14 protein-coding genes are annotated in these 12,824 nt (G+C 70.3%); 5 read left to right on the top strand and 9 right to left on the bottom strand.

From position 1 onward, the window contains the following. Positions 1-63: 63 nt before the first annotated feature. Positions 64-294, bottom strand: a complete 231-nt coding sequence (locus tag EV186_RS09415; protein WP_133848597.1) for an SCO4848 family membrane protein — start codon at positions 292-294, stop codon at positions 64-66. An 86-nt stretch (positions 295-380) separates the two neighbouring features. Here EV186_RS09415 and EV186_RS09410 point away from each other — a divergent pair, with 86 nt between their 5' ends. After that, a complete protein-coding gene (locus EV186_RS09410; protein ID WP_133848596.1) occupies positions 381-1,613 on the top strand; it encodes a D-alanyl-D-alanine carboxypeptidase family protein in 1,233 nt (410 codons plus the stop codon). A 56-nt stretch (positions 1,614-1,669) separates the two neighbouring features. Continuing rightward, complete coding sequence (locus tag EV186_RS09405) at positions 1,670-2,947, top strand: D-alanyl-D-alanine carboxypeptidase family protein (RefSeq protein ID WP_243753892.1); 1,278 nt, start codon at positions 1,670-1,672, stop codon at positions 2,945-2,947. Here EV186_RS09405 and yhjD read toward each other — a convergent pair. The 4 genes from yhjD to EV186_RS09385 all read right to left on the bottom strand — a co-directional run bounded on the left by yhjD (position 2,944) and on the right by EV186_RS09385 (position 6,257). Then, a complete protein-coding gene (gene yhjD, locus EV186_RS09400) occupies positions 2,944-3,957 on the bottom strand; it encodes an inner membrane protein YhjD (RefSeq protein WP_133848595.1) in 1,014 nt (337 codons plus the stop codon). The genes EV186_RS09405 and yhjD overlap by 4 nt on opposite strands. Positions 3,958-4,002: 45 nt before the next feature. Beyond that, positions 4,003-5,025, bottom strand: a complete 1,023-nt coding sequence (trpS, locus tag EV186_RS09395) for a tryptophan--tRNA ligase (protein WP_133848594.1) — start codon at positions 5,023-5,025, stop codon at positions 4,003-4,005. Between the two features lie 38 nt (positions 5,026-5,063). After that, the gene (locus EV186_RS09390; RefSeq protein ID WP_133848593.1) at positions 5,064-5,432 is read right to left on the bottom strand and encodes a hypothetical protein; all 369 of its coding nucleotides are present in this window, start codon (positions 5,430-5,432) and stop codon (positions 5,064-5,066) included. A gap of 285 nt (positions 5,433-5,717) precedes the next feature. Further along, the gene (locus EV186_RS09385) at positions 5,718-6,257 is read right to left on the bottom strand and encodes a hypothetical protein (protein WP_133848592.1); all 540 of its coding nucleotides are present in this window, start codon (positions 6,255-6,257) and stop codon (positions 5,718-5,720) included. A gap of 126 nt (positions 6,258-6,383) precedes the next feature. On the opposite strand from EV186_RS09385, the gene EV186_RS09380 reads away from it, so the two are divergent. Continuing rightward, positions 6,384-7,112, top strand: coding sequence for an MBL fold metallo-hydrolase (locus tag EV186_RS09380; protein ID WP_133848591.1), 729 nt, complete (start codon positions 6,384-6,386; stop codon positions 7,110-7,112). Positions 7,113-7,115: 3 nt separating this feature from the next. On the opposite strand, the gene EV186_RS09375 is transcribed toward EV186_RS09380, so the two are convergent. From EV186_RS09375 to EV186_RS09365, 3 genes are all read right to left on the bottom strand, one after another. Continuing rightward, positions 7,116-7,430 carry an SH3 domain-containing protein gene (locus tag EV186_RS09375; RefSeq protein WP_133848590.1) on the bottom strand — a complete coding sequence of 105 codons (315 nt, stop codon included), beginning with the start codon at positions 7,428-7,430 and terminating at the stop codon, positions 7,116-7,118. Between the two features lie 126 nt (positions 7,431-7,556). Further along, positions 7,557-8,441: a DNA-3-methyladenine glycosylase family protein gene (locus tag EV186_RS09370; RefSeq protein WP_133848589.1), complete on the bottom strand. Its 885-nt coding sequence runs from the start codon at positions 8,439-8,441 to the stop codon at positions 7,557-7,559. 36 nt (positions 8,442-8,477) lie between these two features. Further along, on the bottom strand, positions 8,478-8,864 hold the full coding sequence (locus tag EV186_RS09365; RefSeq protein WP_133848588.1) for a winged helix-turn-helix transcriptional regulator: 387 nt from the start codon (positions 8,862-8,864) through the stop codon (positions 8,478-8,480). 89 nt (positions 8,865-8,953) lie between these two features. Here EV186_RS09365 and EV186_RS09360 point away from each other — a divergent pair, with 89 nt between their 5' ends. Next, entirely contained in the window at positions 8,954-10,267 is a 1,314-nt protein-coding gene (locus EV186_RS09360) for a nuclear transport factor 2 family protein (protein WP_133848587.1), read from the top strand. Positions 10,268-10,440: 173 nt separating this feature from the next. Further along, positions 10,441-11,415: a helix-turn-helix transcriptional regulator gene (locus tag EV186_RS09355; RefSeq protein WP_133848586.1), complete on the top strand. Its 975-nt coding sequence runs from the start codon at positions 10,441-10,443 to the stop codon at positions 11,413-11,415. A gap of 64 nt (positions 11,416-11,479) precedes the next feature. On the opposite strand, the gene EV186_RS09350 is transcribed toward EV186_RS09355, so the two are convergent. After that, entirely contained in the window at positions 11,480-12,700 is a 1,221-nt protein-coding gene (locus tag EV186_RS09350; RefSeq protein WP_133848585.1) for an NADP-dependent isocitrate dehydrogenase, read from the bottom strand. Between the last annotated feature and the right edge of the window lie 124 nt (positions 12,701-12,824).

Here is a 12,824-nt window from a genome sequence, read left to right as displayed (position 1 = left end):
AGCGACAGTGTGTCAGTCACCAACCATCGCGCCGGGCAGGGCCGAGGAAAGCACCCGCACCGGTCAGCCTTTCCGGCGCGAGGCCGTGTAGCCGCGCCAGCCGAGCACGCCGATCGCCGTGCCGAAGATCAGCGACGCGCCGGTGAGCACCACGTGGACGATCAAGAACGACGTGGGCCCCGGCGCGAACGATCGCGGGTCGGACCACACGTTCTTCAGGAACGTCGGCCAGATGATCCACGACCACACGGCGAAGGCCAGCAGGAGCAACGAAGTCCGTCGGGTCAACCGCACCCGGTCATCGTGCCTGGTCGGCCCAGGTCACCCGCGAGCGCCCGACCCGCTGCGGATGGTCACGAACGGATGACTAACCTGAACGAGTGCCTCGACGAGTTCGCCCGTCCGTCGCGTCCACACGCCGGCTGACGATCCTCGCGCTGGTCGCCACCCTTTTCGGCATGGTGACCGGGATGGCACCCATCGCCTCCGCCCAGCCCGGTTGCGGTGGCGGCGACGGCGCCAAGCCCCCGGTCGGGGGACCGCGGATGGCCGAGTGCGGTGTGGTCCTGCCGGCCAACGCCGACCTGCCGCCCGACGGCCTCGACGCCGCCTCGTGGCTGCTCGCCGACCAGGACAGCGGCCAGGTCCTCGCCGCGAACGCGCCGCACGTGCACCGCCCGCCCGCGTCGATCGCCAAGGTGCTGCTGGCCATGGTCGCGTTGCGCGACCTCAACCCGGACACCGTCGTCACCGCGACCCGCGAGGACACCGCGCAGCAGGGCAGCCGGATCGGCCTGGTCGCCGACGGCCGCTACACCGTGCGCGACCTCACCGTCGCGTTGATCGTCTCGCCGGCGGCGGACGCGGCCAACGCACTGGCCCGCCAGCTCGGCGGCGAGGGCGAGGCGCTCAAGCGGGTCAACAACCTCGCGCAGAGCATGGGTGCGCTGGACACGAACATCAAGGACCCGACGGGCCTGGACGCCGACGGCATGACCACCTCGGCCTACGACACGGCGCTGATCTACCGCCAGGCCATGCGCAACCAGAACTTCGCCGCGGCCACCGGCGCGCCCAGCGTGCAGCTCAGCCCGGTCGGCCGGGGCGGCGCCAAGATCGTCCGGTCCAACGACAACGAGCTGCTCGGCACCTACGACGGCGCGACCGGCGGCAAGGCGGGCTTCACCGACGCCGCCAAGAACATCTACGTCGGCTCCGCCGCCCGCGGCGGGCGCCGCATCGTGGTGGCGCTGCTCGGCGCGAGCAGCGCGTTCGACCAGGCCACGAAGCTGCTCGACTACGGCTTCAAGCTCACGGCGGCGCACACCGCGCCGGTCGGCGACCTGAACAACAAGGCGGGTGCGGGCGTGGTCACGCCGCAGCCCCCGGCCGACGGGCCCGCGTCCAACACCCCGGACAACGACCCGGCGGCCGCCCAGCGGGTGGCCATGGACCGGTCGATGTTCGGCAACGTCGGCGGCTTCGTCGTCGCGGCGGGCGGGCTCGCCGTGCTGCTGATGTTCGTGCTCGCCCTCAAGCGCAAGGCCGACCGCGCCGCCGCCATGCGGCGCAGGCGAGCCCAGGCCCGCGCGAGCAACTACCCGGTTCACTAGGTCGGTCGGTCACGCCCGGCGGCCGTGCGAACACGAGCCCGATAACCTTGCTCCCTGTGCGACTGCCCTCCCTCGTCCTGGCCGCGGTCCTGCTGTTCGGCACCGTGCTCGCCCCGGCCGCCGGCGCGGCCGAGGCCGACTGCCCGTTCCAGCACAAGCCGGCCAAGGCGATCGACGCCTCCGAGGACCTCAAGCCGGGCAACCCGGCTCCGACGCCGCTGCCGGTCCCGAACCCGCCGGTGGGCGGCGCGCAGATGGGCACCTGCGGGATCGCCAAGCCGGCCGGCGCGAGCAACCCGCCCAAGGACGTCACGGTCTCCTCGTGGCTGGTCGCCGACATGGACACCGGCGCCGTGCTGGCCGCCCACAACCCGCACGCCCGGCTGCGGCCCGCGTCGCTGATCAAGACGCTGCTGGCGCTGGTCGTCGTGCGCGAGCTCGACATGGGCAAGAAGGTCGTCGGCACCCAGCAGGACGCCGACCAGGAGGGCACCCGCGTGGGTCTCGGGCCTGGCGGCAAGTACACGGTCGGCTTGCTGCTGAAGGTCCTGCTGATGCGCTCGGGCAACGACGCGGCGCACGCCCTGGCCATGCAGCTGGGCGGCGTCGACCAGGCCGTCGCGAAGATGAACGCCACGGCCAAGGAGCTGGGCGCGCTCGACACGCGTGCGGCCACGCCGTCCGGGCTCGACGCCCCCGGCATGTGCACGTCGGCGTACGACCTGGCGTTGATCTTCCGTGCCGCCATGAAGGACCCGCGCATCGCCGAGGCGGTCGCCACCAAGCACGTGCAGTTCCCCGGTTACGCCGACAAGCCCGGCTTCCAGGTGAACAACGACAACAAGCTGCTCGGCGTCTACCCCGGCTTCCTGGGCGGCAAGACCGGCTTCACCGACGACGCCCGCCACACCTACCTCGGTGGCGCTTCACGCGGCGGTCACCGCGTCGAGGTCGTGCTGATGCACGGCGAGCAGCACCCCGTGCGGATGGCCGACCAGGGCGCGCACCTCTTCGACTACGGCTTCGGCCTGCTCGGCAAGCCGCCGGTCGGGCAACTGGTGGAAGAACAGGTCACGCCGGCGCAACCGAACCAACCTGGCGGCGCGCAGGGTTCCGGCGTGCGGGCGACGACCTCGCCCGGTTCGGCCAGTTCGTCGTCGATGGCGTCGGTGGTGTTGCCGGTGCTGATCGCGGTGGTCCTGGTCGCCGTGGTCGGTTTGCTGTTGTGGCGCCGGCGCAAGCCTTCCCTGGTCAGCCCTTCCCTAGTCACCACTTCCCCGGCCACTGCGGTGCCTCCGCCGGACGAGTCCGAGCAAACCCGGCCGATCGGCTAGCGGCGCCGGCGCAACGCCAAGCCCAGCAACGCGCCCGCGCCCAGCAGGCCCGCCGCCTTGGCGGGGCCGGGTGAACCCTGCACCTGGACCACGGGCCGGATCACGGCCGGCGGGGGCGGCTCGACGGTCTCCGGCAGCATGTTCTCCTTGGCCGTGGCCGCCCACGCCGTGACGTACAACAGGAATCGCGACACGAGGTTCGCGAACAGCAGCAAACCGATGATCGGCCCGAACAACGCGCCGAGCGGGCCACCCGTCACGCCCTGCAGGTAAAACGTCGCGACCGCCTTGAGGATTTCGAACCCGACGGCCGCCGCCAAAGCCCCGCGAACAGCACTGCGAACACTGACGGGTGTGCGCGGCAATCGCGACAGGACCCACAGGAAAATCACCCAGCTGGCGCCGATGGACAACACCACGGTGATGACGACCAGCAAGAGTTTGGCCCACCCGTAGCCGTAGAGCCCGACCAGCTTCAGCAACGTGTCGGCCAGCCCGCTGCCCACGGCAGTCAACCCGAACGACACGGCCATGGCGACGCCCAAACCCAAGAGCGACAACAGGTCCACGGCCATCCCGCGCAGGAACGGCTGCTTCACCTTCTCCTGGCCCCACTGCGCGGTGAGCGCGTCGCGCAGGTTGCTCATCCACCCGAGCCCGGTGTAGAGCGCGGAAACCAAACCGATGATGCCGACGGTGCTGCGTTGCCTGATCGCCGTGTCCACCAATTGCTTCAACAGGTCCCGCAGGTTCGCCGGGGCCGCGCTGGTGATGTCGTCCTGCAGTTTTGCCACCAGCTCCGGCTGACCGGCCAGCACGAAACCGAGAACCGAGAAAGCGACCAGCAACAAAGGGAACAACGACAGCACGCTGAAATACGTGATGGCGGCCGCGTAATGATTCCCGTAGCGTTCGCCGTACGCCTCGTTGGCGCGCAGGAGGTGGTCGATACCCGGCCGCTTGCGCCGGATGGCGTCCAGCTTGGACTCTTTGGGCTCGGCCTCGGTCACCTGTCGACGCTAACCAGCGGTCACGGCGACCGCATCTCGAAGACCTCAGGCGGGTGGCATGAAGCCGACCTTGGCGTACGCCTTGGCCAGCGTCGGCGCGGCGACCTCACGGGCCCGCTCGGCCCCGCGCCGCAGGATCTTGTCCAGCTCGGCCTTGTCGTCGAGGTAGCCGCGCACCCGCTCCTGCACCGGCGTCACGAAGTCGACCAGCACCTGGGCCAGGTCGCCCTTGAGGTCGCCGTAGCCCTTGCCGTCGTACTCGGCGACCAGCGTCTCGACCGGCTTGCCGGACAGCGCCGAGTAGATGGAGAGCAGGTTGCTCACGCCCGCCTTGTGCTCCGGGTCGTACACGATCTCGCGGCCGGTGTCGGTGACCGCGGACCGGATCTTCTTCGCCGAGCGCTTCGGGTCCTCGAGGAGCTCGATCACGCCGCTGGGCACCGACTTGCTCATCTTCGACGTCGGGTCCTGCAGGTCGTAGATCTTCGCGGTCTCCTTGGGGATGTACGCCTCCGGCACCCGGAACGTCTTGCCGTAGCGCGAGTTGAACCGCTGCGCGAGGTCGCGGGTCAGCTCCAGGTGCTGGCGCTGGTCCTCGCCGACCGGCACCTCGTCGGCCTGGTAGAGCAGGACGTCGGCGGCCATCAGCATCGGGTAGGTGTAGAGGCCGACGCTCACGTGGTCGGCGGCCTGCCGCGCCGCCTTGTCCTTGAACTGCGTCATCCGGCCGGCCTCGCCCATGCCCGTCATGCACTGCAGCACCCAGGCCAGCTGGGCGTGCTCGGGCACGTGGCTCTGCACGAAAAGCGTCGAGCGCTCCGGGTCGATGCCGAGCGCCAGCAACTGCGCCACGGAGACCCGGGTGTTCTCCCGCAGCTGCTTCGGGTCCTGCTCGACGGTGATGGCGTGCAGGTCGACGACGCAGTAGAACGCCTCCCGGTCGTCCTGCATGCGCACCCACTGGCGCAGCGCGCCTAGGTAGTTGCCGAGGTGGAACGAGCCCGCGGTGGGCTGGATGCCGGACAGAACCCTGCGGATCCGCTCAGGCTGAGCGCTGGGACTGGACACGCCGACGATTGTTCCAGGCGCGGGCCGGGGCGTGGCGCTCAGGCCACCCGCTCGTCGACGACGCGCTCCATCGGGGTGGTGAGCGCGCTCGTGACGGCCTGCTGGGCCTTGGCGGCCATGGCGACCGGGCGGTTGGCCGGGATGACCTTGGCGAGCTTGCGGCGGCGCACCAGGCCGATGACGACGCCGAAGATGCCGAGGACGACGGCGCCGATGCCGACCGGCCCCGCCACGTTGAACGGGAGCTGACCACTACCCGGCGTGTCCGCGCTCGCGATGCCGGCGCCGGTCAGCAGGATCACGGCCGGGACCGCGACGAACGCGGTGACGAGCTTCGCGAGGGTCTGCACCGGATGGGTCGCGGTATCCCGCACCGACGAGTCGGTGTGGATTCCTCGGTCGCGCACTGCTGCGCCTCCTGGTCGTCAACCCGCGTTCCGCGTAACCCACATGGGTGACGCGACTGCCAAGAAGTTACCCAGTGTGTCAACCCAGCGAGGTCGAGTTCACACAACGGGTTATGGCGAGCGAGCGTAGCGCTGTCGGAAAAGGGGTACGGCGAGGGGTGGTCGGCGTGTCGCGGGGTAACCACCCCGGGCGAGCCAGGCGGCGCCGTAAGGCCAGCTAGCGATGACCTTCCCAGCGCCGCGTCCCTCGATCGTGGCGGTTTTGGTGACGCTCCGCGCTCGACGTCAGTCGCCGCTCGTCTTGGTCGCCTCGAAGGTCGTGCAGTCCGGGCCGTCGACGCTGCCGGAGATCGCGCCCGGCGTGATCGTCGTGACGACGAGGTCGATCGTGACGTAGCCGTCCGGCTGCTTGATCCACTGCCCCGCGTGCAACGTGACCTGCCCACCCGACAAGGTGCCGCTCACCATGTACGAGCCGCTGCTGGACGGGTCCCCGTCGCCGAAGTCGAACGTGCCGGTGACCTGTTCGTTGAGCCCCGACAGGTGCAACCGCATCTTCCTCGGCCCCTGGTGGCAGACGTAGTGGCCCTCCCAGACGCCGTTCAGCACCGACGCGTCCGTCGCGCTGTTGCCGCCGCCGTTGTCGGGTACGCCCGCCGACGTGGGCTGCCGGGGCGCTGCCGTCGCGCCACCACCGTCACCACTGGACCCATCGGTGCCCGCGGCCGCCGGTGCCTTGGCGTCGCCACCCGCACCCGGGAAGCCGCCGTACGCCGACCCGCCGTCGTCCTTGCACGCCGAGGCGAGCAACAACAACGGAACCACGGCAAGACCTGCGAACACAGCACGACGACGAACGAACACCGGAATCCCCCTGGTCGATGAGCGCGAATGCGGACACTGTGCCAAACCGTTCGCACTCCCATGCGGTGAACGGCTCACAATGTGCGGATGCGACGGCTGACCGTGCTCGGCAGCTGCGGCGCGCACCCGGAGGCCGGGAGCGCGTGCAGCGGGTTCCTGCTGGCCTACGACGACCTGCGGATCGTGCTTGACCTCGGGTTCGCCACGTTCCCGCGGCTGCTGGACGCCAACGGCTCCGGCGCGGTCGGCGCCGTGGTCATCACGCACAGCCACAGCGACCACTGCGTCGATCTCAACGCCTTGTTCCGCGAACGCGCTTTCGTCGACGGGCCAAGGATTCCGCTGTACTGCCCGCCGGACGTGGTGTCCAGAGTGGAGCCACTGGAACCGAGGGCGCAGCTGTCCGACGTCTTCGACGTCTTCGAACTGCCCGGCACCCACCACATCGGATCGTTGCGGGTGGACGGGGTGCTGCTGCCGCACTACGTGCCGAACGCCGGGATCCGGCTCACCGCACCGGGTTTCACCCTCGCCTACACCGGCGACACGGCCCCGTGCGACGAGCTGGCCACGCTCGGCGCGGACGCCGACCTGTACATCGTGGACAGCACGTTCCTCGACGACGACACCCGCGGCAGCCACACGTTGCTCACCGCACGCGAGGCCGGGGCGGCGGCACGCGCCGCGGGCGCGAAACGACTGCTGCTGACGCACTTCTGGCCGGGCACCGACCGGTCGGCCGCCGTCGCGCAAGCCGCCGAGGAGTTCACCGGCGAGGTGATCGCCGCCCGGGACGGGCTGGTGCTGGAGCTGTGAAGGTCAGCCGCAGTTGCTGCCCGAGACGGGCTTGACGAACTGCGCGGCCACCCAGCGGTCCTGGCCGACCTGGCGGAAGCCGTTGGTGACCTTCTTGTCCACGTTCACCTTGGCGCCCTGCTTGTACTTGCCGACGACCTCGGCCTTCGGGTCGGCGGCCTTGCGGATGTTGAGCACGTCCGCGGTCACCGCCACCTGGCACTGGTTGGCCGCGGGCGCCGGCGTGCTGCCGTTGGCGTTGCTCTTCGTGCCGTTGAAGAGGTAGATCAAGACCACCGCGGCGAGCAGCCCGACGATGATCACCGTTCGCTTCGGCATGATCTTCACCCTTTACCTGGCCGTGCCCCGCATACGGTCTCCAGCCAGGTATAACGCACGCTGCTCGAGCAACGGAAGACCGGGTCGGGAAACCCACCCGGCAGGGCCAACGCCCTGCACGCAGGGTCACGCCGCGGCGCGCGATTCGAGCAATCGGGCCCCCGCCGCCCGGACCAGCACCGTCGCCCAGGTGCGGTAAGGCCGCCACGGCTCGGCCAGCACGGCGAGCTGTTGCGGGCTCGGCGTCGCGGGCAGGTCGTAGAGCCTGCGCACCAGGTCGAGCGCCTTCGGCTCCTGCGTCGGCAGCACGTCGGTGAGCCCGCACGCGCGGATCACGACGAGCGCGCTGTAGAACGGGCCGATGCCGGGCAGCCGTTGCAGGTCGCGCATCGCGTCGTCGGGGTCCATCGCGGTGAGCCGGTCGATGGCCAGCTGCCCGTCGAGCGCCGCCTTCGCGACCTCGTGCAACCGGCGCAGCTTGAGTTCGGGGATGCCCGGGAACTCCGTGACGCGCAAGAGCTGGGCCGGCGCCGGCAGGGCCGGGCACTCGCGACCGGCCAGGGTGAAGACGGTGCCGTGCGCCCGGCTCAGCGCGTCGCGCACGGCCGCCATCTGCCGGGCGGGGCGGCGCGCCGAGAGCACCGACCAGACCGCCGCCTCGTACGGCGAGTAGAACTGCGGCGGGCGAAGACCAGGCCGGACCCGTTGCAGCGCACCGATCACGGGGTCCTGCTCGCCGATGGCCGCGAAGCCGTGCCCGTCGTGGTCCGCGGAGATGACCCGGGCCACCTGGCGTCGCACCACCGCTGGGTCGGCGTCGCCGGTCATCTCGCAGTGCAGCAGCTCGCCGTCCTGGCGGACCTCGACGCCCGCGTGCGCCGAGTAGCCGTCGACGCAGAAGGCGAGCCGCATGACCCCGTCCCACCTGGTGTCGAAGTTCTGGCCGAAGCCGAAGACGCCCTGTTCGTAGAGGGAGAACGGGCCGCGCGGGTCGATCGTGAACGTCGTCATGGCGTGGATCGTGCAGCCATAACAAGACACCTTGTGTCATATTTTGGTGTCGTACCGCTCGCGTGCCTCGTCGATCTCGTCCATATGCCCGTACGCCCAGAGCCGGATCCCGGCCACGACCTCCTGCAGGCCGCGCCCGAGCTCGGTGAGCTCGTACTCGACCCGGGGCGGGACCTCGGCGTGGACGGTGCGGCTGAGCAGCCCGTCGCGTTCCATCCCGCGCAGGGTCTGGGTCAGCATCTTCTGGCTGACGCCCTGCACCTGCGCACGCAGCTGCGAGAAGCGCAACCGGCCGCTGCCGAGCGCGTAGAGCACCAGCAGCGTCCACTTGTCGCCGATCCGGTCGATCACGGCGCGGGTCGGGCATGCGAGAGCCATCACGTTGAACCGGCCGTCCAGCGACCTGACCTCGTTGGTCACCATGAGGTACCTATACCACGCAAAGGTGCCTACTTACGAAAAGTGACCATTGGCCGCACGCTGCTCCCAAGCACAACGACAGGGAGCACACGATGCGCGCATTGGTCCGCGGCAAGGACGGCAACGTCCGGTTCGACGACGTGGCGGAGCCGGTCCCCGGCCCGGGCGAGCTGCTGGTCGAGGTGGACGCGTTCTCGATCAACCGCGGCGAGACGATGCTGCTGGACCTCGACCGCGCGAACTGGCGGCCGGGCAAGGACGTCGCCGGCACGGTGATCCGCGCGGCCGCCGACGGCACGGGCCCGGCCGTGGGCACGCGGGTCGTCGCCCACCCGCCGGCGAACGGCTGGGCCGAGCGCGTCGCCGTGCCCACCGGCTCGGTGGCGGAACTGCCCGGGAGCGTGGATCCGGTGACAGCGGCCGCACTGCCGCTGGCCGGGATCACCGCGCTGGGGCTGCTGCGCGCGGCGGGCCCGGTGACCGGCAAGCGGGTGCTCATCACCGGGGCGAGCGGCGGGGTCGGGCACTACTTCACGGAGTTGGCCGCCGCGCAGGGCGCACGCGTCACGGCGGTCAGCACGCGGGGCAAGCGGCTGCTGGAACTGGGCGCCGAGGCCGTCGTCGCGACGGTCGACGAAGTGGAGGGCAAGTTCGACGTCGTGCTGGAATCCGTTGGTGGCGCGGCATTTTCCGGTGCGCTGCAGGCGCTGCGGGAGCACGGCACGCTGATCTGGTTCGGCCAGGCGAGCAAGGAACCGATCAGCCTCGACTTCTTCCACTTCGACACGTGGCCGGTCGACGCGACCATCAAGCGGTTCACCTACGAGCCGCCGCAGCACCCGTTCGGCGAGGACCTGGCGACGCTCGTCCGCTTGGTGCGGACCGGTGCGCTGCACCCGGAGATCGGCGTCGAGGCCGACTGGGCGGACACCGCCCGGGTGATCGACGACCTGCGGGGACGCCGGATCACCGGCAACGCGGTGCTGACCGTGCGGCCGCTCCAGCGCACCCTCGACGCCCGCATGGTCGTCGCGCGGTACGTCCGTGCGCTGCAGGAGGGTGACGTCGAAACCCGCATCGCGAGCTTCCACCCCGACGCGGTCTGGCACATCCCCGGCAACGGCACGCTCGCGGGCGACTACGTCGGCCCGGACGAGATCTTCGGCGACTTCTACGCCAAGGCCGTCGCCCGCTTCGACCCGGCGACCCCCGCGACGCTGACCCTGCGCTCGATCACCGCCGACGGCCCGATCGCGATCGCGCAGTGGCGCACCACCGGCCGCACGGTGACCGGTGCGGACTACGACAACTCCTACGCGGTGGTGTTCGAGGTCCGCGACGGCAAGATCGCCGAAGTGTGGGAGTACCTGGACACCGCCCACTTCGAACAGGCCCTGTTCGGCTGAGTTTTCCACAGCCACCGGGTTGTCCACAGATCCGCGCCGCAGCCCCCACACCCCCGCTGACCTCGATAGACTGGCATTAAGGGGTGCCCCCGGGAGGGTGGGGGCTGCCTTCGCGCGCGCGAGTGAAACCACGTCTGCCGGACGATCGGGCGAAGGCGTGTCACAGTGATTTGGTGCGTGCCGACCGGTTGTTGAGCCTGCTGTCGTTGCTGCAGGCGCACGGCCGGATGAGCGCGCACGAGCTGGCGGCGCGGCTCGAGGTCTCACCGCGGACGATCTTCCGCGACATGGAGGCGTTGTCCGCCGCGGGCGTGCCCGTCTACACCGAGCGCGGGCGTGGCGGCGGGTGTGTGCTGACCCCCGGGTTCCGCACCGACGTCAGCGGGTTGACCACCGACGAGGCCCGCGCGTTGTTCACCTTCACCGGCCGCGGGCTCGGCATGGACACGCAGCTGCGCGGCGCGTTGAGCAAGCTGCTCGCGCGCCTTCCTCAGGCCCAGCGGTCGGTGGCCGACCGGGCGAGCGCGACCGTGGTGGTCGACCCGCACGGCTGGATGCGCGAACAGGACGTGCCCGAGTTCCTGCCCGCGGTCCAGGAGGCGGTCTGGCAGCGGCGCCGGCTGCGGCTGTCCTACCGGTCCGCGGCCGACGACCGGGTCGTGGACCCGTACGGCCTGGTCGCGAAGGCCGGCGTCTGGTACCTGATCGCCGCCCGCGACGGCGAGCCCCGCCTGTACCGCGCGTCGCGGATCCTGGCGGCCACCGTGCTCGACGAAGCCGCCGTGCAGCCCGACCGGCTGGACGTCGAGGAGCTGTGGCAGCGGCTGCGGGCCCGGGTCGAGGACCGGCCCACCCGCGTGGTGGTCGCGTTGCACGCCCGCGCGGCGGTGGCCGAGCGGGTGGTCCGGGTGAGCCGCGCGCAGCTCACCGAGCAGCCGCCGGACCTCCTGCCCGCGGCGGTGGACGGCTGGGTCGCCCTCGAGCTGGCGTTCGTCGCCGCCCCGGCCGCGGCGGCGGTCCTGGCCGGGTTCGGGGCGGACGTGCGGGTGCTCGAGCCGGCGTCCGTGCGGGCCCGGTTGCGGGAGATCGGCGCCGCCCTCGTGGCCGAATACGCCACCACCGAACATGCCATCACCGAACACGACTGAGCGGCGGTGACCCGATCGGGTCACCGCCGCTCAGTCACAGCCGAGAAAGCACAGCCGAGAAGGCTCAGCCGGCCATCTTCTTCTGCAGGTTCTCGTCGAGGGTGCCCAGGAACTCCTCGGTGGTCTGCCACTCCTGGTCCTTGCCGATCAGCAGGGCCAGGTCCTTGGTCATCCGGCCGCTCTCCACGGTCTCGACGACGACCTGCTCCAGCGCCTCGGCGAACCCGGTGACCTCGGGGGTCGAGTCGAGCTTGCCGCGGTGGGCCAGGCCCCGGGTCCACGCGTAGATCGACGCGATCGGGTTGGTCGAGGTCGGCTTGCCGGCCTGGTGCTGGCGGTAGTGCCGGGTGACGGTGCCGTGCGCGGCCTCGGCCTCGACGGTCTTGCCGTCCGGGGTCATCAGCACCGACGTCATCAGGCCCAGCGAGCCGAAGCCCTGCGCCACGGTGTCGGACTGGACGTCACCGTCGTAGTTCTTGCACGCCCAGACGTAGCCGCCCTCCCACTTCATCGCGGCGGCGACCATGTCGTCGATCAGGCGGTGCTCGTAGGTCAGGCCCTTGGCGTCGAACTCGGCCTTGAACTCCTCTTCGAAGACCCGCGCGAAGATGTCCTTGAAGGCACCGTCGTAGGCCTTGAGGATGGTGTTCTTGGTCGACATGTAGACCGGGTACTCGCGCTGCAGGCCGTAGGCGAACGACGCCCGCGCGAAGTCCTCGATGGACTTGTTGAAGTTGTACATGCCCATCGCCACGCCGCCGTCGGGGCCGTAGTTGGCGACCACGTGCTGGATCGGCTCGGAGCCGTCCTCGGGCGTGAAGGTGATGGTCAGCTGACCCGCGCCGGGGACCTTGAAGTTGGTCGCCTTGTACTGGTCGCCGTGGGCGTGACGGCCGATGATGATCGGCTTGGTCCAGCCCGGCACCAGCCGCGGGATGTTCGAGATGATGATCGGCTCGCGGAACACGACGCCGCCGAGGATGTTGCGGATCGTCCCGTTGGGCGAGAGCCACATCTTCTTCAGGCCGAACTCCTCGACCCGCGCCTCGTCCGGCGTGATCGTGGCGCACTTGACGCCGACGCCGTGCCGCTTGATGGCGTTGGCGGAGTCGATCGTCACCTGGTCGTCGGTGGCGTCCCGGTGCTCGATGCCCAGGTCGTAGTAGTCCAGGTTGATGTCCAGGTAGGGGTGGATCAGCTTGTCCTTGATGAACTGCCAGATGATGCGGGTCATCTCGTCGCCGTCGAGTTCGACGACCGTCCCCTGGACCTTGATCTTGGCCATGAGCCGGGGTGCTCCTCTCACGTCTTCACTTCTCGCGCCGCGTTAACGGTACAAGCGTACTGCTTGCGGGGCGCGCACGTGTCGGAGGTGTGCCCGACCTCGCGCCGGTCGCGGACAGCAGGTT

Origin of the sequence: Labedaea rhizosphaerae (assembly GCF_004362825.1) — a bacterium.
GTDB lineage: Bacteria > Actinomycetota > Actinomycetes > Mycobacteriales > Pseudonocardiaceae > Labedaea > Labedaea rhizosphaerae.
The sequence above is the reverse complement of the archived record's forward strand: the minus strand, read 5'-3'. Positions and strand labels throughout refer to the sequence as shown.